The 22,003-nt window shown below is 55.6% G+C and carries 13 protein-coding genes and 1 pseudogene; 12 read left to right on the top strand and 2 right to left on the bottom strand.

The genetic code is table 11. The features are described 5' to 3' along the window. Positions 1-104: pseudogene (locus tag ABD931_RS29375) on the top strand (IS110 family transposase); the annotation flags it as partial. 29 nt (positions 105-133) lie between these two features. On the opposite strand, the gene ABD931_RS11765 reads toward ABD931_RS29375, so the two are convergent. Beyond that, a complete protein-coding gene (locus ABD931_RS11765; protein WP_345267233.1) occupies positions 134-1,504 on the bottom strand; it encodes a Gfo/Idh/MocA family protein in 1,371 nt (456 codons plus the stop codon). A 206-nt stretch (positions 1,505-1,710) separates the two neighbouring features. Here ABD931_RS11765 and ABD931_RS11760 point away from each other — a divergent pair, with 206 nt between their 5' ends. The 5 genes from ABD931_RS11760 to ABD931_RS11740 all read left to right on the top strand — a co-directional run bounded on the left by ABD931_RS11760 (position 1,711) and on the right by ABD931_RS11740 (position 11,135). Next, complete coding sequence (locus ABD931_RS11760) at positions 1,711-2,658, top strand: hypothetical protein (RefSeq protein ID WP_345267231.1); 948 nt, start codon at positions 1,711-1,713, stop codon at positions 2,656-2,658. A gap of 184 nt (positions 2,659-2,842) precedes the next feature. Next, entirely contained in the window at positions 2,843-4,321 is a 1,479-nt protein-coding gene (locus ABD931_RS11755) for a PP2C family protein-serine/threonine phosphatase (RefSeq protein ID WP_345267229.1), read from the top strand. Next, positions 4,318-8,388 (top strand): FtsW/RodA/SpoVE family cell cycle protein, encoded by a 4,071-nt coding sequence (locus ABD931_RS11750; RefSeq protein ID WP_345267227.1) that lies wholly within the window; start codon positions 4,318-4,320, stop codon positions 8,386-8,388. Before ABD931_RS11755 ends, ABD931_RS11750 begins: the two co-directional genes overlap by 4 nt. Before the next feature lie 177 nt (positions 8,389-8,565). Then, a complete protein-coding gene (locus tag ABD931_RS11745; RefSeq protein WP_345267225.1) occupies positions 8,566-9,354 on the top strand; it encodes an FHA domain-containing protein in 789 nt (262 codons plus the stop codon). 95 nt (positions 9,355-9,449) lie between these two features. Then, positions 9,450-11,135: a serine/threonine protein kinase gene (locus tag ABD931_RS11740; RefSeq protein ID WP_345267223.1), complete on the top strand. Its 1,686-nt coding sequence runs from the start codon at positions 9,450-9,452 to the stop codon at positions 11,133-11,135. A 10-nt stretch (positions 11,136-11,145) separates the two neighbouring features. On the opposite strand, the gene ABD931_RS11735 is transcribed toward ABD931_RS11740, so the two are convergent. Then, positions 11,146-11,778 (bottom strand): DUF2306 domain-containing protein, encoded by a 633-nt coding sequence (locus ABD931_RS11735; RefSeq protein ID WP_345267221.1) that lies wholly within the window; start codon positions 11,776-11,778, stop codon positions 11,146-11,148. 134 nt (positions 11,779-11,912) lie between these two features. On the opposite strand from ABD931_RS11735, the gene ABD931_RS11730 reads away from it, so the two are divergent. From ABD931_RS11730 to ABD931_RS11705, 6 genes are all read left to right on the top strand, one after another. Further along, on the top strand, positions 11,913-13,196 hold the full coding sequence (locus ABD931_RS11730) for a PQQ-dependent sugar dehydrogenase (protein ID WP_345267219.1): 1,284 nt from the start codon (positions 11,913-11,915) through the stop codon (positions 13,194-13,196). Between the two features lie 280 nt (positions 13,197-13,476). Then, positions 13,477-17,553: a sensor histidine kinase gene (locus tag ABD931_RS11725; RefSeq protein WP_345267217.1), complete on the top strand. Its 4,077-nt coding sequence runs from the start codon at positions 13,477-13,479 to the stop codon at positions 17,551-17,553. A 128-nt stretch (positions 17,554-17,681) separates the two neighbouring features. Beyond that, positions 17,682-18,359, top strand: a complete 678-nt coding sequence (locus ABD931_RS11720; protein WP_345267215.1) for a hypothetical protein — start codon at positions 17,682-17,684, stop codon at positions 18,357-18,359. A gap of 164 nt (positions 18,360-18,523) precedes the next feature. Then, positions 18,524-19,630, top strand: a complete 1,107-nt coding sequence (locus tag ABD931_RS11715; protein ID WP_345267213.1) for a sensor histidine kinase — start codon at positions 18,524-18,526, stop codon at positions 19,628-19,630. Between the two features lie 3 nt (positions 19,631-19,633). Further along, a complete protein-coding gene (locus tag ABD931_RS11710; RefSeq protein WP_345267211.1) occupies positions 19,634-20,020 on the top strand; it encodes a response regulator in 387 nt (128 codons plus the stop codon). A 12-nt stretch (positions 20,021-20,032) separates the two neighbouring features. Continuing rightward, positions 20,033-22,000, top strand: coding sequence for a response regulator (locus ABD931_RS11705; RefSeq protein WP_345267209.1), 1,968 nt, complete (start codon positions 20,033-20,035; stop codon positions 21,998-22,000). Positions 22,001-22,003: the final 3 nt, after the last annotated feature.

Below are 22,003 nucleotides of genomic sequence, written 5' to 3'. Positions count from 1 at the left end.
TGTTAGTACTCAACAATGTACGCAACAAGATTGTCCAACGGATTTTTGCCTGTGTTCGCCAGAACAGAAATTATGACGAAAATTATACGATTTCACTTGTTTAGATCATAGAAATCGATCCGATCCGCTGTACTTAGACCTTATTCGGGAAGGGATGCTTCCAGGGCTGGCGGTACGGGCGGGCCAGCAATGCGGTGGCTTCTTTGTCGCCGACGATGATCTGCTTCTGCGGATCGTAAACGATGGGCCGGCCGGTCTGCATCGCCAGATTGGCCAGTATACAACTGGCGGTCGAAATATGGCCTTCCTGAATATCGGCCACGGGCCGGCCGCCGTTTTCGATGGCGGCAATGAAGTTGAGCATGTGCAGGCGGGTGGCCGGTGCCGCATTCAGCTCAATGCGCTCTTCTTTCAGGTCTTCCGGGTATTTCTCTTTTTCGTACACCACATCTTTATGGATCTTCGCGGCATTCTTGTCCACCGGAATAAAGTCGCACTGCATAGTGCTGCCAATCAGCGTACCCTTATCGCCATAAAGCGTAAATGACCAGGGGTAATCCGGATTCGGCGGGGTGCCCCAGGAGCGCTGCTGCCAGACGGCATTGAGCCCGTCGTACTCGAACACGGCCGTCTGCGTGTCGGGGATATTGGACTTGCCCTCCTTCTGCACGTAGATACCACCCGTGGAGGTTATGCGCTTAGGCCAGCCCAGGCCCAGCATCCAGCGGACGGTATCCAGCATATGCACGCACATATCACCCATAATGCCGTTGCCGTATTCGTTAAAAGTCCGCCACCAGCGGATATGCGGCAGCCCGTCGTAAGGCCGCATGGGGGCGGGTCCGGTCCACATCTCATAATCCAGAAACTCGGGAACCGGCTGCACCGCCGGAGTGCCGTTGGCCCGCATATGGATGTAGCAGCACATCTCTACATGCGATACTTTACCGAGCAGACCGGCATCGACAATGTTCTTTTTGGCGTCGATCAGGTGCGGAGTGCTTTTGCGCTGCGTACCCACCTGTACCACTTTGTTGTACTTGCGGGCGGCCGCCACCATCGCTTCGCCTTCCATCACATCGACGCTGATTGGCTTCTGGACGTACACATTGGCCCCGGCTTTTACGGCATCGATCATTTGCAGCGCGTGCCAGTGGTCGGGCGTACCGATCAGCACAATGTCCATTTGGTTTTCGGCCAGCATCTTGCGATAGTCGCCGTAGAGTTTCGGCGCTTTGCCCGATTTCTGCCGCTGGCTGACGAGTTTGCCGGCCGCGTTGAGCATGTTTTTATCGACATCGCAAAGCGCCACCACCTCTACGTCTGCCACCTGAATCAGCCGGAACAAATCGCTTTTGCCGTACCAGCCGGTACCAATCAGGCCCACACGGTAGGTTCTGGTGGGATGAATAAGATCCATGCCGTGGGCACCGAAGGCCGACAGGGCCAGAGAAGCCGTGGCCCCTTGCAGGAAGCGACGGCGGTTTATGTTAAATAATTCCATGGGTAGTTAGGGTTCGTGTTAGCCGGTATGGGTCCGGTCAATAAGTAGGGTTAGGGTTCTTACCAATAAAGTGCGTAAAGCTGGGCAAATACTGTTATAATGCCGACAAATGTTGCTTCATAGGTACGAAAAGCCGGGCAGCCTCGCAAAACATCCCGCAATTTTATCCGTTCTTTTAAGCAGCAAGCCCATGTTACGCCCTGTTCATGAAAGAAAAGCCCACATTCTGGCAACGGATCGGCCTGCACGACTGGTTTCTGAGCCGCCCCGAGTCGGCCACGCAGCCGCCAGCCATCACGCCCGATAACGTATATCATTACATACTCGATAAGTTTACCGAGTCTATCGGTCAGTTGTCATTTGCCAACCGGATCGTCTTCTATCATGAGTACATCATCTGCTTCAACCCCAATGATTACCAGGAATTTATGGATGCCAAAAAAGGCATCTTCGGCCTGATTGTCCACGAATCGGTCAAGCAATTTTACAAACAGCTCCAGCAATACCGGGCGCAGGGCAAAACGGTAGAACCATCGAGCCGAAAATGGGTATTCCGGTTTGTGTCGCATCCCGATTACGCCCGGGGTGACATCGGGTTTATCGGCCGACTGCTCCCCGGCAGCAGCCCGAAAGAAGAGAACCTGCGGGTAACGTTTATTCCCCGCCAGACGGGTATTGCCGAGACGTTCGACATCAGCCAGAATATCCTCCAGGGCTTTACCTTTTATAGCGAAGGGTATTATGAGGTACCCTACGCCGAGGAATTGCACTACGACGAAAAGCAACTGAACAACAGTGTACAGGCCGGTCTGGCCCGGCTGGAGACAATTGTGCCCGACAAAGCGTATTCCGGCAAAAAGATAGAGTTTCTGATGAACAGCGATGATCTTGTGGTATCGGGGCAGGATGAGACCCGCGACAGTCCGGACATTTTCCGCATCCCGTCCGACTGGGTCAATACCCCACACCTGCGCATCCGGCACAACAAAGCAGACAATACATTCTACCTGGCGTCGTTCGGTGAGAAAACCCTTGTCAATGAGAAGGAGGTTCCCAGAAGCGACGTAAACGCCCCCTCGTGGGTTGAGTTGCCCATCAACTCCCGCATCGTGCTGAACGGCATCGTCGGAGTCAATATATTTAAATCAGTTTGAAGTCTGTAGTTTGAAGTTGGCTCCGCTTATTAAACTTTATGGTGGCAAGCAGAGCAACTACAGACCGCCGGGTGGCACCGTTCAAACCCCAAACCTCAAACTTCAAACTAAAAAATGTCCCTAGCCCTACTCGGTATCTGCGCCCTGCTGTTAGTGGTGCACTTTGTGGAAATACGAAATACGCATGAGCGGAATGGCTGACAACTTCTTTGGGTTAACCGATACCGGACGCGTCCGGGACAACAATGAGGATGCGTTTATTGCCGAACCCATCGGGAACGGCCGGTATGTTCTGGCCTGCGTGATTGATGGCGTAGGCGGATACTCAGGCGGTGAGGTGGCGGCCGCCATTACCCGGCAGTCGATCCTCGATGACGTTACAACCGTACCCGATGATTGGGTAGCTCAGTTGCGCCGGGCACTAATTACGGCTAACCAGAAGGTGTATGCCGAAAAGCAGCAGGTGCGCGAATACAACAGCATGGCCTGCGTGCTGACGCTGGCGGTGGTGGATATCGAAAATAACCTGTTTCACTACGCGCACGTCGGCGATACCCGGTTGTACCTGCTGCGCGACGATACGCTGGTCAAGGTAACCAAAGACCACTCCTTTGTGGGCTTTCTGGAAGATACCGGCCGCCTGACCGAAGAAGCCGCCATGAACCACCCCAAGCGGAACGAGATCAACAAAGCCATCGGCTTCGGGGGGGAGATCAACACGCAAGAGGATTATATTGAAACGGGTCAGTCGCCGTTTCTGCCGGGTGATCTACTGCTGCTGTGCAGCGATGGTCTGAGCGATCTGGTCAACAAAGGTGAAATGACCGCCATTCTGCGGGCCAACAGCTCGCTGGCCGAAAAATGTGCCCAACTCATAGCAGCCGCTAACGCCAAAGGGGGCAAAGACAACATTACGGTGGTGCTGGTCCGCAACAATAAAGCGCCGGTGTTGCAGGAAGCGACTCGGCCGGCGGAAGTGACCAAAAAAAACGACGAGCCGTTCGTTGAAACGAGGCCCGTTGACGCCGTCACGGCCGCGCCGGCTCAGACGACCCAAACCAGCCAAAAGCCGGTATCAAAACCTCAGCCGAAGCCGAAAAGCAGCCGGGGGATTATTACCCTGTTATCGCTGCTGTGCCTGGCTTTCCTGGGCACCACACTGTACCTGCTCTGGCAGAACTGGCAGCGTGACCAAGCCGAAAAATGGCAGGAACGGCCAGTACCCGATCCTCAGCAGCAAAAACTTCAGCAGGCGATCAACACCTTCACGGGCGATACCCTGATGCTGGCGGATACGGCCTACCCCCAGCCGATCAGGCTTATAACAACGTTGCGCATTATGCGGGACTCGCTGTATATCAAGGCACCCGACAACCTCGTCCTGGCAGGTGACAGTACGTACAGCGAGCCGGCCATTCAGTTGTCGGCGCAGTGCCGGTATATTGTGCTGGATAATATCACAGTAGATGGGTTTCAGGTTGGTATCTCGGCACCGAATAGTGCACTGCATCTGAAGAATGTCCGGTTCCGGAATTGTCTGGTACCGGTGCAGACTCAGTTTTTATTTCGCGATAATCAGTACGTAACGGGTCCGTTACCGGTTACCTTGTTTCGGACGGACTCGGTGCCGGTGGGGAGTGGTAAAGCAGTAAAGAAATTATGATCCAGGAATTGCCCCGGAAGACACAGACTAGCGGCCGACGAATCGAGCGGACATTTTTAATCCTGATCACGCTCGTACTGGGCTGGCTGTTCGTCAACCTATATACCGAATTGCAGCGCGGCTTTCAGGACGTAGGCAAGCGCCTGGCCGACGGCACGATGGTCAACCTCAACAGCGACAAGATCGGGCAGCGCATCCGTACCCTGCTGGAGCGGGGCTTCTATTTTGAGGATCGGCGCGACATCAACCTGATCCAGTCCGTGATTGCCGACCGGCTCAACCCCGCCGAAGATCCCATCGACAATATCGGTGAAGTCAACAAGCGCAAGTACTACGTACTGGCCGAAGATGCGGCCACCCGCGGAGGCACTTATTTCCGCCGGCGGGTAGCGGCTTCCCGCTCCCTGCTGGGATATACCGGCAAGGATTCCATACGCTTTGTGCAGGAGCGCAGCCGCCCCCCCCAGTTACCGGCCGCTACCGACGTAGGACTGGGAGCGCACAGCATCACCGGCAACATCATCAGCGAAACCGACCAGCCGGTGCCGGGGGTACTGGTGCGGCTGGAGATGATTCTGCCGCAGGATAGCGCCTACAGCAATCAGGTGACGGAAGTAGACCGGCTGAAGACCGAACAAGGTACCGGCTTTACCAAGACCTACGTGCTGGATTCGCTGGGGAACCGGCAGCTCACCAGCCTGACGGCCTATGCCCGTACCGACGCATCCGGCAACGTTGCCTTTCAGCACCTGCCCGACGACAAAGCGTTTGAAGTGTTGCCGCTGCAACCCAACTACCAGTTTGGCGTTACGCAGGGCGTGCAGGAGCTTAACCGCGACAAAGCCTTCACCTTCCGGCAGGCCCCGCACACCCTCCGGCTGCTGACCACCCGGGATTTTAACATCCTGAAGAAAGAGAAATCGCTGATTGTCCGGACGCCGGGCGAGTTTAACCAGTGGTACTGGATCATTGTGGGCAGTTTCTTCGGCTGCTTTCTGCTGCTGCACCTGCTGCTGAGCGTGCGTTTCCCGGATGCCGATCAGTTGATTCTGCCGGTGGTAATGACCCTGACCGGCATTTCGTTTCTGGCCCTGCTCAGCTTGCAGGACCCGCTCCGCGACCGCTTTCTGGCCCAGAGTACGCTGACGTATTTTGGCCTGGGCTTTCTGGTCATTCTGCTCCTTCAGTTTTTCAACCTGCGCCGGTTTACTGCCGACTCCGGTGTATACCGGATGTTTGTCTTCCGGGGTCTGTCGAAAGCCGCTCATGGCTGGCAATGGGCTGCGCTGGCGCTGGGACTGCTGGCCCTGACAATCGTGTTCGGGACGGGACCGCAGGGCAGCGGGGTAAAAGTAAACCTGTTTGGTTTTCAGCCGAGCGAGTTTGTCAAGTTCGCCATTGTCCTGTTCCTGGCCGGTTTCTTTGCCGCCAACGAAACGTTTATCAGCGAATACCGCACCTGGCAAAAACGCAGTTCGTTTCTGGCGGTGGTGCTGGTGGCTATTCTCGCGGCTATCCTGCTGTTTCTGGTGCTGGGTGACCTGGGACCGGCCATCGTGGTTTGTTTCACCTTTATTATCCTCTTCTCGTTTTCGCGGGGCGACTTTCTGTTCATGGCGGGTTCGGTCGTGGCCTACGTGCTGGTCTCCTGGCTGGTGGATCAGGTCTGGCTGGCTACAGCCATCACGGCCGCTATGGTACTGGTTGCCATGCGGGTGATCCGGAAACAGTTCAGCGAGTCGGCGGTGATGGCGCTGGTAGTCATGGCCAGCTTTCTGCTGCTCGACCAGATTCCGTACCTCGACCAGCTCATACCCGGTCCGGTGCAGCGCCTGACCGACCGCAAGGCTATCTGGCAGGATGCCTGGAACAATGAAGTCTACGGCGGTGACCAGGTAGCCAACGGTATCTGGGCTATGGCGAGTGGCGGACTGACCGGTCAGGGTGTCGGCGAGGGCTTTGCCAAAACCATTCCGGAAGCGCATACCGATATGATTCTGCCGGCTATCGGCGAGGAGTTCGGCTGGGCGGGTATTGTATCCATCTTTATTCTGTTTCTGCTGTACCTGCACCGGTCCATCCTGATTGGCCGGCAAACCGGAGCGCCGTTTCTGTTCTATGTCTGCGCGGGCATCGGCGTCAGTACCTTCGTACAGTTTCTGCTGATTGCGGGTGGCTCAACGGGTGCCTTACCCTTATCGGGCGTATCGCTGCCGTTTATCAGCTACGGGGGGTCATCGCTGATTGCTAATTTGCTGGCGGCCGGTTTTCTGCTGTCGGCGTCGTCGCTGCGGGGTACGGCCGTGCAGATGACGTATATCGCCGGGCGGCAGGACCGTAATCTGGTACCGGCGCTGGCGGCTGCTCTGGCGGGCATTCTGCTGCTGACCGTCAGCGTATCGCGCTATCTGTTCAACAACAAAAAATGGGTGGTGCAACCAGCCCTGGTGGCCGACCGCAGCGGTAGCCGGATGTTCAGCTACAACCCCCGCATTACTATATTTATGAACCGGCTCCAGGCCGGCACCCTTTACGACCGACAAGGGCGTATTCTGGCCACGAGCAAGCCGGAACTCATTCGGCTGCAGCGCAACACGCTGGCGACCGCCGGTGTGACCAATTACAACCTGGACTCCGCCCTGCACAAACGGCTCGACCGCTATTATCCCTTTGCCGAACACATGTTCTTCTGGACCGGCGACGCCAACACCGGCGTGTTCAACGGCAGCACCAACGGTTATTTTGCCGAGTACGAACATGCTGCCGAACTCCGGGGTTTCGAGACGCCCACGAAGAGTTTTCCGGTAACCGCCACCCGCTACCGCGAAGACCGGTTCCTGCCACGGGGTGTGCGGGAGATGACCGTTACCCAGCGCGACTACAGCGCCCTGGCTCCGCTGCTGCTGGCGGGCATCAACAGCAAAGAAGTGGAACAGTTTAAGAAACGAAACCGGGATGTGCAGCTCACGATGGATGCCGACCTGCAAACCAGTCTGCAAAAATCGCTGGCCGTGGACGATACCGTCAGAAAGAGCCGGGCGTCGGTGGTGATTATGGATGCCGGCAACGGCGATGTGCTGGCGTCGGCCATGTATCCGCTGCCGCCCATCACCAACTGGGATCAGCTCACCATGACAGCCGCTGAACAGAACCGGCTGGCCGGCTGGATGACCACCGCCGACCTCGGTTTTACCTATGCCTCGCAACCGGGCTCAACAGCGAAGGTAGTTACCTCGCTGGCAGCTTTGAATAAACTGGGACTGGCGGCAACGAAAAAGAATTTCGTGGTACACCCCCACGAGCGGATTCGGACCAAAGGATTCGAGCCGGACGAGACGGGCCTGATCAGCCTGGAACGGGCCCTGGTGAAATCCAATAACGTCTACTTCATCAAGATTGCCAACGAAGAGCATCTGGAGGAGGAAATGGCGAAACTATACCTGAAAACCGGCATGTTTCTGCGGGGCGTCGGCGGGTATTTCTACGAAAAAGAACCGGTCGAGAAAGCGCAGGAAGAACGCTGGTGGGATCTGTGGCGACGGACGGAGTTCAACACCAGGCCCCGTTACAACCCCAACAACATCCGGCGCACCCGCGCTAAAGGCATCTCGGGTATGTCGTGGGGCCAGGGCGAGCTGATTGCCACCCCGGCGGCCGTGGCCCGGCTGGCCGCCGGCATCGCCAACGGGGGTATGCTGGTGCCCAACCGGTTTGTAATGAAAGTGAGCAACGCGACGCAGCCGGTGAAGCCACCGGTGCAAATCGCCAATGACCCGCAGTATGCCGCCATCCTGAGCGACTATATGCGCAAGCAGAGTGCCGGTAAAGTGGCGCAGTTAGGCATTACTGTGGCCGGTAAAACCGGTACACCCGAACGCATCTGGAAAACCAACCGCATCAACGACGGCTGGTACGTATTCTTCGCACCAAAAGCCAACGGCCCCGGTCATATTGTTACCTGCGTCCGGCTGGAGTCGACCCGCGGCTCCAGCAATGCCGTCAAACTCGCCGGCAAACACGTGGTGCCGCTTTTGCTGCAAAAGGGTTATATTAAGAGCTTTGAATGATTTCGGATATGGGATTTCGGATTGGGGATTTGTGGTTTAGTAATGTATAGCCATTTTCATTGAAAAGCTTAATGATGAAGCCATATTCAATCCGAAATCCCCAATCTCCACAGCGTAGCGACGCCCGGCGTCGCTACGCCCGACCAAAATCCGCAATCCCAAATCCCCAATCCTTTTATGTTTAATTTCTTTAATAAAAAAGCCGATAATGGTCCGAAGGATGTAAAAGCCATTCGGGATACGCTGCTGCGCTTCATTAAAGAGCAGTTACAGAAAGCCGAAGGTGGAGAAGGCCACGCCATTAAAGGCTTGCAGCTTTACATAGCCCCGCCGGCCGACGAGCAACATTTATACGAGGCCGCCGTCTATCAGGCCGATGAAGGGCGGTTCAGGGCCGAAATCCAGAAAATCGCTGACGATTTCGCCATCGATCTGCCCGAGAACTGGACGTATGAGACCAATTTTGTGGATAGCCTGCCGTCTGAAGGCCGAAAAATACCCGGTCTTGACGCGTCGCTGTACATCAATACCCGCATTGCTGCGATGCATAAAGTGTCGACAGCCTATATCCGGGTCCTGAACGGCGAGGCCGAAAAAGAGGAATACACGCTTACGTCTACCGGCGGTAAAATCAACATTGGCCGGGAGAAAAAAGTACAGCAGGCCGACGGCTTTTTCCGGGTAAATGCCATCGCCTTCCCGGCCGACAGTTCCCACGAAAGCAACAAATTCATCAGCCGACAGCACGCCCATATCGAGTGGGACCCCGAATCGGCCTCATTCATGTTCTTTGCCGACGAAGGGGGCGTTCCCCCCCGAAACAAGATCAAGGTCCGGTCGGCCGCCGATGAGCAACCCGTCAAGCTCCATTCCACGCAGGTCGGCCACCGGCTTCAGGAAGGTGACCAAATCATTTTAGGCGAATCAGCAGTTTTGGAGTTTAGTTACTCATCGGGTGTCGTTTAAGGTTTAACGTTTAAGGTTTGAGCGGGGCCGCCCGGCGGTTGCTTCGCCATTTGAACGTTAAACGTTAAACCTTAAACCTCAAACGACTTTCAATTATGGCTAAAGTATTCACGATAACGGAAGGGCTGGAGAATATGGGTGCACTGCGCACCGGGGGGCAGGGCTCGGTCTATAAGGGCCGGCGCATTGGGGAGATCATTACCGCCGTGAAACTGCTGCCGACACCCATTCATACCGAAAGCACCGACGATAAAAATTACCGCGACTTCCAGAATGAAGTCGACAAGCTCAAAAAGGTAAACGAGCAGCCGAACCCCAACGTGGTCAAGATCCTGAACTCCGGGCTGACGGAAAGCGGTTCGTTTCCGTTCATCGAAATGGAATTCATCGAAGGCCCCGACCTCGAAGAACTCCTGAAACCACCGCACGAGCCGGTGTTCAGCATCCGGGAGGTGATGAAAGTGGCTGATCAGCTGGGCAATGCCCTGGCGCACTGCCATAAAGTAGGCGTACGACACGGAGATATCAAAAGCAACAACGTTAAGTTCAACATCCACACCGGCAACTATGTGCTGCTGGATTTTGGGCTGGCGGTGATGTCGGATGAGCAGCGCCGGACCAGTCTGCGCCATGCCGGAGCTATTGAATTTATGGCTCCGGAGCAGAACGAAGGGCAGATGCTGTTTCAGACGGATGTGTACAGCTTCGGGGTGGTGCTGTACGAGATTCTGGCCGGCCGGGTGCCCTTTCCGCTGACGGACAAAGGCGAAACCGCCCGCAACAACGTAATGGTGGCGCATATGGAAACGCCCGTGCCGGATGTGCTGGCGCTACGCCGGCAAAACCTGCCCGCCAGTTGGGCCGACGACCGCAAAACGAGGGAAATGCAGGTACCAGACTGGCTGCTTACGGTTATCGGCAAATGCCTGGAGAAAAAGCCGGAAAACCGGTATCGGAACGGTATGGAACTACACGAGGCTATCGTCTCCGGGAGCACCCTGGCCTTACAGCGCAACGAAGCCGGGGCCGCCAGTGCTACCGTCCTGCAAACCGAGAATGAGCGCCTGCAAAGCCAGATCCGGCAATATGAAGAAACGACGACCCGGCAGCAGCGTGAAATCGCCCGACTGAACGAAACCCTCGCCCGTGAGGAGGCCGACCGGAACGGATTACGAAATAGCCCGGTAACTTACGCACCGGAGCCGAATGATGACTCATCGGTGATTCGCATCCCCAAAGCCACCTTTTTTGCTGCCCTGCTGGTGCTGGTCGGCCTCGGTGCGTTTGCCGGGTACAGAATGTACGCCGACAAACCTGCTGGTGGGGCCAGATCGGCGCTTTCATCGCGGGATACAAGTACAGCAACGGATACGCCCGAACAAACCACTGGTGGCTATACGGTAGAAAACGAAAGTGCGCGGGATGCCGGCAACCAGGCCCGGCCAACGGAGGAAGCCACGGATACCCGAACAAACACGCCGGCTACGCCACCCGCCCAAACGAATACCACACCGGAGCAAACAACTGAGACATCCGACAACGAATCGGACGATAACAGCGAGGTACGACTATACACCGTGAAATCTGATTATGCGCATTTTCACACGGAGCCGGACGCCAGTACCCGACAGCCTAACATCCACATCAACCGCTGGAATAATGCCCGGCTCCGGCCGCTGGACGATCGGAACGGGTTTATCCGGGTAGAGTACACCAATGATCAGGGGCAAACGACCCGTGGCTGGCTCGATAAGCGGGACCTCCGGCAAATAGAGGAGTAGGTAACCCGGTCTATGCATATTCCCGGCGAGGCCTCCGTGCCGATTGGCGGCTCAGCCACCATTCGACCACCAGCAGATTGGGCACCCAGCACAACCAGGCCACAATGGGGTAAGCCGTGGAAAAAGGCAAATGCAGCAGCGCCAGTTCGACCGGCAGAATGATGCGCAGCGTAACCGCAGCCAGTGTGGTGGCGTAGCTCCGGTACATCCAGCGCCGATGCGTTTCGGTCTGTCCCTGCCGAATGGCCCGGTATGCCCGAAAGGTAGTGTAAAACCAGGCTACCGCCAGCAGGGCAAAACCGGTGGCCGCCACCCAACCGGTACTGGCGAACCCGGCGGCATAAAATGCGCAAACGCTCCCGACCAGTATGCTACCTACATAAACCTTGCCCAGGCTTCGGTGCAGTTGCCGCCGGCGATTTCGGATGCGGGTCGAGAACTGGAACGGACCAAGCGCCAGGGCCACCGCTCCCAGACCAATGTGCGTCCAGAAGGCAAGCCGCCACAGGCTATTGTCGAGGGGCTTCTGCCGGAGAAAGCCGGGTTGGTACGAAGGCACAAAATAGGTCAGGGCGTACAACACCACCCCGAAAATGAGCAGTAAGGCCAGATAGGTGCCGGTTTTCTGAAAGAACGTCAACATGGCAGTGGATGATTAACAACCTAATTTACCACAAAAATTCCGTTTCAAACAGGCGGCTGGTCATTCCTGCTTTCAGATAAAGGTTAGAAAATGACATGGGCCTACTTTGGTAAGCAGTGTACTTAACCCTGATCATGAACCAGACCTATTTGCGTACCGCGCTCCTGCTGACCTTACTGGCAGGTTACCAGGCACCCAAGGCTTTTTCGTCCGACGATAAACCTACCTCAGCCAAAACCCCTAAAGCCAAACCGGCTCCTGAAATAAAAACGCCCGCCGGTTTCTCGGCTTCTATCATCGCCGAGAACCTGGGACCGGCCCGGCATGTCGTCGTCAGCAAAACAGGCGACATTTACGTTAAACTATCCAAACTGAAAGACGGCAAAGGCATTTACCGCCTGCGCGATACCGACAAAGATGGGGTCATTGACGAACGAACCGGCTTCGGCGACTATCCCGGCACCGGCATCTACCTCAAGAACGGATACCTGTATACTTCGTCCAACACCAGCGTCTTTCGGTATAAGTTAAACGACAAAGAGGAGGTACTACAGCCCGACCAGCCTGAAACACTGGTAACGGGTCTGCTGGCGAAAGGCCGCGACGAGTCGAAGTCGATTGTGGTGGATAACCAGCAAAACATCTACGTCAACATAGCGGCCTACAACGACCCCTGCCGCGAACCCGGCACCGGCAAAGGGCTGATGCCCTGCCCCACCCTGGATTCGGCCGGTGGTATCTGGCAGTTTCGGGCCGATAAGCAAAACCAGACCTACGGCGACGGCCTCCGTTACGCTACCGGCCTGAAGAATGTAGTCGGGCTGGACTGGAACGCCAAAACCAACACCCTGTTTGTGATGCAGCACGGCCGGAACCAATTCCACGATTTTTATCCGCAGTATTATACACCTGAGCAAAGCAGCCTGCTACCCGCCGAAACCATGTACGAACTGCACAAGGGCGACGATGCCGGCTGGCCGTACATTTACTACGACCAATTTCAGAAAAAGAAAATACTCGCTCCCGAATACGGCGGTGACGGCAAAAAGACCGGTGGTGCCAAAGCCATCAATCCCGTAGCGGCTTTCCCGGCTCACCTCGGTCCAAACGGCCTGTTGTTCTATACCGGCACCATGTTCCCCGAGCGGTACCGCAATGGTGCGTTCATTGCCTTTCATGGCCAGTCGCCGGAGCTGAAGAAGGGCTATATGGTGGCGTTTGTGCCGTTTAAAAACGGAAAACCCTCAGGTCCCTGGGAGATCTTTGCCGACAACTTCTCTGGTATCGACCTGGCCAAACCCACCGGTCCGGTGCAGCACCGCCCCTGCGGCCTGGCACAAGGTCCGGACGGCTCCCTCTACGTCACCGACGACCTGAACGGAACGCTCTACCGGATTTCCTATTCGCGTCCGCAGTAACGTTCGTTTTAACTCCTGGAAGGAAGCAGTATATAACCTGATTGCCATTAATACCCTACCCCGGAGGACCAGCCCAAAAGCATGGTCCTCCGGGGTAGTTATTTTTAGGGAGCAACCTTTGGTTACCGCCACCCATTTTACCGTCACCGGCCAGCCCCTTCTTAACCAATTCCTGGCCGGTATTCAATTCTAACGTTTTCCTAACGCCCGTTTTTAGGTGCTCCGCCACAGGCATACGTACATTTACCTGTCACCGTCACTGCTTAATCTGCCGGATACCATGCGCACCCTACTCCTACTGGTTCTGCTGACGCTGCCTGATCCTGGTTACAGCCAAGCCCCGAAACTTCGTTTCGACCAGCTCACCACGGCCGATGGGTTACCCGATAACTCGGGATTCTCTCTGCTGCAGGATCGCCTGGGCTTTATCTGGGTGGGTACTCAAAACGGACTGACACGCTATGACGGTACGGAAATGACGGTATACCGTTACGAGGAGCATAACCCCTACAGTTTAAAGGCCCGCCTGATCACAACGTTGCTGGAAGACCGGAATGGCGACATATGGATTGGTGGAGAAGGATTGTACCGCTTTGAACGATCTACCCATCGCTTTTACGATCATACGCCAACTGGTGCCGAATCGCCAACGGAGCCAGGTCCGTGGGTTTGGTGCCTGCATCAGGACCGGCAAGGCCAGATCTGGGCCATCTGCATGAACTATAAACAACAGCATCTGGTGCTGAACCGGTTAGACCCCAAAACCGGCCGGTGGACCTTTTACCGCCATACAGGCCAGCACTCATCGGGTCTGACCCATTCGGCCATTTACGATCAGGGTTTTGAAACACTCCGAGAACTATACGGTCTTGAAGAGGACAGGCAGGGCAACATCTGGGTCATTACGACCGACAAAAACAAACCCGGCAGCACGTCAGTGCTGCATCGCCATAACCGGGCACAGGATCGCTTTGACATCTTCCGGCCTCAGCCATCGGGTTCGACACCGGCTACCCTTGCGCAACCATCTGCGCTACGAGCAGACAGCCTCGGAAATCTGTGGGTGGGAACGCTGGGAAATGGGCTATTTCAGGTTAATACCCGCACCGGGAAAATCATAGCGCACTACCACCAGAAATCTGCTCCGAAACAACGGTTAACAGCCGATACCGTGCTGGCACTCTATAAAGATAAAACAGGAAGCTTATGGGTAACCACCTCTCGAGGCCTCGACGAGTTGAATTTTACAACCGGTCAGATTATTCATTACCAACCAGAACCGACTAATCCTCACACGCCCAGTGGCCTGGTTTTGGTACCTCTTCAGGAAATGCCTAATGGCGATATGTGGTTTGTTTCGCCGAAAGGACTGGATTGTTTCGTGCGCCGGCACCATCACTTCATTCAATACCAAAATAATCCGACAACACCCAACGGACTCTTGTTAGGTGGTGGCGTTTACTCCTTTCTGGTAGACCGGGCTGGTTTAGTATGGATTGGCACCTGGGGCGAAGGTGTTTTAAAACAGAAGCACAGGCCTATTTTTACTCGCTACACCCGTGATACTACCTTAAAAAATACCTTTTCAGACAAAATCATCAGGTTTGTTTACGAGGCCCCGTCCGAACCGGGTATACTTTGGATCGGTACAGGAAAAGGCCTGGACCGCTGGAACAAAAAGACGGGAGTCATTACCCATTTTCAACATGAACCGGATAAGCTCTCCTCCCTGGGTAAGGGGCAGGTTACATCAATTGTCGAGGATGCTCAAAAACGCCTTTGGATCGGCACCTGGGGTGGCGGACTCTGCCTGCTGAACCGCCAGACAAATACCTTTACCCGCTTTACAAATGATATACCCAAGCCTGCTGGGCTAAGCAGCCTTTATATCTCGTCTGTACTGGCTGATCAGGAAGGCACGCTCTGGATTGGCACCTATCAGGGAGTAAACTGCTTTGATCCCGACCAGGGGCGAGTCGTCAAAACGCTCTACAAAGCAGACACTACCCATCATCCCGCCCTCCTGCGCCTGCTGGATAGCCTAACGGCCTCGGCTCAACCGCCGGCTGCTATCTTACGTCCTGATTCAGGTCCTGCTAAAACGCTTTCCTTTACCTGGCCCAAAAAAGGTGCTGTTCTGGTCATGGCCATGGGACAGCCAACGTCTTCGACCCGTCGGTGTTATGGTTGGATCGAAGACAGTAAAGGGCGGGTAATCTGGCAAATGAGCCACTCACGCAGCCGATACGCAGGAGGGGCACCCGATAACAGGCTTCAGGTAGAATCACTATCGTTACCGGCCGGCAACTACCGGTTATGCTATTGGTCTGCCCAACCGAATCCTTCCGGAAACTGGCCTTTCCCACCGCCGGATCGACCGGCCTGGTGGGGTATTCAACTGTTACCACTCTCCCCTGCTCAGCACAGACAGTTGGAGCCATTAACCCGAAAGTGGCACCTCGACGGTTTACGGGAGGATAATATACTAAACCTCATGGAACATCCGAAAGGAGCGATCTGGATTGGAACGAACAACGGAGGGGTAAGTAGGTATCAGCCTAAAACAAACGTCCTGAATACGTATTTTGATTACACAAAAGGCCCAAATAGTATTGCCGCTCTCGAAAAAGATACCTCCGGGCAAATATGGGTGGGAGACTACCACAGCGGCTTATTGAAATTGGCACCCCGGCAAGGCGTAGTGCAACATTACAAGGCGGGTCTGCCCAGCCCCTCGGTGCATACGATTCAGCGCGATAGCCAGGGACGTCTGTGGGTTAGCACCCACAACGGCATTTGCCGATTTGATCCGGCTACCGGGAGTTTGCGCAGCTTTAATCCTGCCCAGGGTTTTCCGGATATACGGTTCTACCGGCGAAGTACCAAAGGCCCCGATGGCACCCTCTACTTTTTCTTTGGGGGATCAGAAGGCTTTATTGCCTTCCATCCCGATGCGATACAGCCGGATAGTGTGCGGCTCAATGTGGTGTTAACTGATCTGGATATTTTCAACACGCCAGCCTCAATTGGTCCGCAACAGCCTCTACAAGCCCACATCTCGCAGGCAGATCAGGTTACGTTAGCGTATGATCAAAATGACCTGACCTTCCGCTTTACGACGCCTTATTTTACCGGTGCAGCCCAGGTTCAGTACGTATACCGACTGGAAGGGTATGACCAGAACTGGACCGCACCCAGCACAATGCGGCAGGCCCGCTATACCGATCTGAGTCCCGGTACCTACACCTTTCAGGTCAAAGCCGCCAATGCCGATGGGGTCTGGAATGAACAGCCTACATCAATAAAAGTAGTTGTCTATCCGCCCTGGTGGCAAACCTGGTGGGCGTATCTCCTCTACGGGATAGTCCTGGTGAGCAGCCTGCGGGGGTATGTTCACTTCCGCTCCCGCACCCTGCGCCGGCAGAACCGCCTGCTGGAAGAGCAGGTCCGACAACGAACAAGCCAGATTGAACACCAAAAGGAAGAAATCCTTGCCCAGAAAGAAGAGATACAAACCCAGCGAGACCATCTGGAAAACGCCCTTACTGAGCTCAAAGACACTCAGAACCACCTAATCCAGAAAGAGAAAATGGCATCACTTGGGGAGCTCACTGCCGGCATTGCCCATGAGATTCAGAACCCCCTCAACTTTGTCACCAACTTCGCCGAAGTGTCGGTAGAGATGATTGATGAACTCAAAGAAAAGGTCCGAGCCGGGCGGCCCTCGGATGTGCTGCCGCTGGCCGACTACCTCAGCGAGAACCTGCAAACCATTACGGAGCAGGGGCAACGGGCAGCAGCTATCATCCGCAGTATGCTCGACCATGCCGGTACGCCCTCCGGTGAGAAACAACCCACCGACCTGAATGCGCTGGCAGATGAATACCTGCGGCTGGCCTATTACGGCATGCGGGCTAAAGACCAGGGGTTTACTGCCGATCTGCGGCTGAATTTAGACCAGGCTCTTCAGCCCATCAGCGTAACACCACAAGACATGGGCCGGGTGCTGCTCAACCTCTACAACAATGCCTTCTATGCCGTGCAGCAAAAGCAGCAGCAACAACCCGACTACCAGCCTCAGATTGACGTGACAACACAGGTGGAGAAGGGCAAAGTAGAACTGCGCGTAAAAGATAACGGCACAGGTATACCGCCGGAGATCATCAACAAGATTTACCAGCCCTTCTTCACCACCAAACCTACGGGAGAAGGCAGAGGCTTAGGGCTAAGTTTGAGCTATGATATTGTGACCAAAGGACATGGTGGCGAGATGCGGGTAGAAACTGAGCCTTGTACGGGTACCGAGTTTATCGTGATCTTACCCTATAGTACAACAGATTCCGCTGCACTGGGTTAGCCCACGCCCTCCGTTGCATTTTGTCCCAAATGCAAAAGCAATTGGCCGAAAAGTAAAAGTCGATTACGTTGTTATGCCGTAGGTTTGTCTACGTCAAACACATTGTTGAACCTCAACTGCTTACAACTATGTCTTCCTCTAAAACAATACAGGCAACAGGTCTTTTCCTTTTGGTGGCGTTGTACCTGCCCTCCCTCACTACCGCCCAACCGAATACCTACTTTTCGCAGTCTGCTGCGGCCGAAAAAGGATACTGGAAGTTGTTTACCGATAACCAGAGCCGCAGCACCCACGTCAGGTTTTTCGATGCGCAGAACCAGCTCGTCTACGAAGAAGTCCTGGCCGGTAAGTACATAAAACTCACGGATCAGAACGTAGACCGGCTCAATCAGCTCCTTGATCAGGTTATGGAGAGCCGGCTGATTGCCGCCAGCCTTAAAGCAACTCCACTGGAGGAAACCATTATCCACAACCAACCGGTAGTCTGGTCCGGCCCCTCGCTGAAACCCGAAGCTACGGCAGCGGTAAAACTCAATAATCCGTTGAATTACAATATACGATTGAACTCGCATCTGACGGAATACCAGAATAAACAAATGCTTCGGGTGCAGGTAGAAAATCCGGAACGCTACCGGCTGGCTGTCAGCGTACGGGACAAGAACGGACAGGCCGTTTATTGGGAGCCGGTTACCCAAAGTAACTGCCTTGTCAAGCTTAATTTGTCGGAGCTGAAACATGATTCGTATACCCTGGAGGTCACAACTCCCAACCGGAACTACTCGTACATCCGCCGGATCGAGCTATAGGCAATTTTTAGGTTAGGGATAACCTTAGTTTCCACTCAGCATGTGACCAACTGGCTGCATGCTGTTTTATTTGTACCTGAACGGGATTATGGCAGCTATGGCCAGACGCGCGCTATCAGCAGTTCAGGATGATAAGAATTCTTAGCCTTTAAATCGACAAGCAAATGAAGTCTATGGTCGTAGTACTAGGCATTCTGGTCTGCGCAAGCTGCGTTTCGCCGGCTCAGACGCCTGCAGTGGCCTACCAGAGAAACCCATACGACAAGGCACGTCTGGAAGTCGAAGCAGCGCCAGACAACAGGCAGCAGCTATGGCTAATCGGCACACTGGGGTCCTTCGTAGCCTTGGTTGGGGTAACCTTTCTGCTGTACCGAACGAACCGGCAGCGACAAACCCTTAACGCATTGCTGCAGGGGCAGCAGACCAACGTCCAAACGCTGCAAACCCAACTGGCGGCCGCCGGCGAATCCCTGCGGACTATCCAGGCCCAACTGATCGAAAAAGAGAAACTGGCCTCGCTGGGGGAGCTGACCGCCGGCATTGCCCACGAGATTCAGAACCCGCTGAACTTTGTGAACAACTTTGCCGAAGTCTCCATCGAACTCGCCGACGACCTGGCCGGGGCGGTCCGGACCGGCAACCACCAGAAAGCCGGCCTGCTGGTCACCGATCTACAGGAGAACATGCAGCAGATTGCCCAGAGCGGCCGGCGGGCCAGTGCCATTGTGCAGGCCATGCTCGAACACGCCCGCAGTGGCGCCGACAAAGCCCAGCCTACCGACCTCAACGCCCTGGCCGAAGAGTTTCTGCGGCTGGCCTACTACGGGCAGCGGGCCAAAAACAAGGACTTTGCCTGCGCCCTCCAAACCAGCCTTGCCCATGAACTGGCTCCGGTAAACCTGGTGCCCCAGGAAATCGGCCGGGTGCTGCTCAACCTCTACAACAATGCCTTTTATGCCGTGCAGGAAAGGGCAAGGAGCAGGGGGCTTGGGGCAGGAGAGTACCAGCCGCAGGTCAGCGTCAGCACCCAGGCCGAAAACGGCAAAGTGGAGCTGCGGGTGTCGGATAACGGTACGGGCATCCCAGCGGATATTGTCCCTAAAATTTTTCAGCCGTTCTTCACCACCAAACCTGCCGGGCAGGGTACCGGTCTGGGTTTATCGCTGAGCTACGACATTATTACCAACGGGCATGGCGGTACCATAACCTTAGACACGCAGGAAGGCAAAGGCACCACCGTCAGCATCTGTTTACCCGCAAAACTCCTCTGAACCATGAAGATTTTAGTTATCGATGACGAACTCCCCATCCAGCGCCTGTTTGAACAGCGGTTCCGGTACGAAATCAGCCGGGGAAACCTGGAACTCATCTTTGCCCGCTCCGGCGAAGAAGCCCTGACCAAACTGCCCGATGCCAGCGTGGTGCTGATTCTTTCCGACATTAATATGCCGGGCATGAGCGGGCTGGAACTGCTTCGGCAAATCCGGATCCTTTACCCGCAACGCCCCCCGGCCGTGGTGATGATAACGGCCTACAGCGACGAGCAGAAACGGCGGCAGGCTGCGCTTTACGGGGCCGATGACTTCCTGACCAAACCGCTTAACTTTACCCTGCTGCGCGACCGGCTGACCGACTACACCACGCCCATCAAAACACCGTAAAACTGCTCCGATATGCCTACATCTATTCTGGTTGTCGACGATGAAACGCCCCTGGAGTCGTTAATGCGGCAGCGCTTCCGGCACAAAATTGAGGATGGCACCTATACCTTCCGCTTCGCCTTCAGCGGAAAAGAAGCGCTGGCCGCCATTGAAGCCGACGCGGCCATTGATGTGGTGCTGCTCGATATTAACATGCCCGACATGAGCGGATTAACGCTGCTCAACCACCTGGCCGAGCAATTGCCAACCAGCCGGGCAGTCATGGTGTCGGCGTATGGAGACATGAACAACATTCGCACGGCTATGAACCGGGGCGCGTTCGATTTTGTGACCAAGCCGATTAACTACAAAGACCTCGAACTGACCATCGAAAAAACGGCCCGGCACGTAGCGCAACTGCGCGAAGCGGTACGGGTAAAAGCCGTAGCCGACCTCAAAGCCCGCTTTTTCGATAACATAACGCATGAGTTTCGCACTCCGCTCACGCTGATTATCGCGCCCACGGAATCGCTGCTCCAGAAGCACCGATCCGACGAGCACTCCCGGCGCAGCCTGACCACCATCCGGCGCAACGCCCATAACCTGCTCCACCTGATTAACCAGCTCCTCGACCTGGCCCGGCTGGAAGCCGATAGCCTCCCCGTAACCGAGTCGCGGGTGAATGTACTGACGTTCGTCCGGCATATGGTCGACTCCTTTCAGGAGGTGGCCCGCCAGAAAACGATTCAGCTTGATCTGGACACCGACGGTACCGCGCCCGACATGGCGTTTGACGTCGATAAGTGGCAGAAAATCCTGGCCAACCTGCTGTCGAATGCCTTGAAGTTTACCCCGCCGGGCGGGAGGGTAACGCTGTCGCTGCAGACGACACCGGCCACCGTTCGGATAGCCGTGAGCGATACCGGCATCGGCATTGCCGCCGAACACCTGCCCCACATCTTCGACCGCTTTTATCAAGTGGATTCGTCGCTGATCCGGACCTACGAAGGCTCTGGCATTGGCCTGGCCCTGACCCACGAACTGACCCAACTGCTGGGTGGTCAGCTAACGGTCAGCAGCCGGCCGGGCATGGGCACCACCTTTACCATTGAGTTACCCGCCCGACCGGCTTCTGCCCACGAACCCGCAGCCGATCTCCGGCTGTCGGCCCTGGAATCGGTTCCGGTACTGAGCCAACCTGAAGCCCTGCCCCCTACCGGAGACAGCGAATTACCGCTGCTGCTGCTGGTGGAAGACAATGCCGAACTGCTGGCGTTTCTGGCTGAATCGCTGGCCGGCTCGTTCCGGGTATTAACGGCCCCCAACGGCGAAGAAGGTCTGGCCCTGGCACAGCGCGAATTGCCGGATATTGTAGTAAGTGATGTGATGATGCCGCTCATGACCGGCTACCAACTGACAAAGGCGCTTAAAACCAATCCCGTCACCAACCATATCGCCGTGGTGCTGCTCACCGCCCGAACAACTCCCGAAAACCGCCACGAAGGCTTATCGCAGGGTGCCGACGATTACCTCAGCAAGCCCTTCGACCTGGATGAGTTGCGGCTGCGGCTACGCAATATCATTGCCCACCAGCAAGCCCTGCGCGACTACTACAGCCAGCAACTGGGTAACCCTACTGTGGTCAGCCCCACGGCACCCGCCGATGCCTTCCTGCAAACCCTGTACAGTTTCATGGAGCAGCACCTGGACAACTCCGACCTACGGGCCGAACTGCTGGCCGACGAGGTTGCCATGAGTCCCCGGTCCCTGGCCCGTAAGCTAAATACACTGCTGGGCGTTAGCCCGGCCCGGCTGATTCGTCAATACCGGCTGCTCCGGGCCACCGAAATGCTGCGCGCCGGACGGCCGATCACCGAAACCGCCTATCTGGTCGGGTTTGAACACCCGGCCAATTTCACCACCGCCTTTAAAGAAATTTACCACCTGACGCCCAGCGAATTTGTGGCCAATGGGCGGCCTGAAACGTTGCCGAAAAGCTAGTGC

The sequence above is a fragment of the Nibrella viscosa genome, assembly GCF_039541875.1.
Taxonomy (GTDB): Bacteria; Bacteroidota; Bacteroidia; order Cytophagales; family Spirosomataceae; genus Nibrella; species Nibrella viscosa.
The sequence above is the reverse complement of the archived record's forward strand: the minus strand, read 5'-3'. Positions and strand labels throughout refer to the sequence as shown.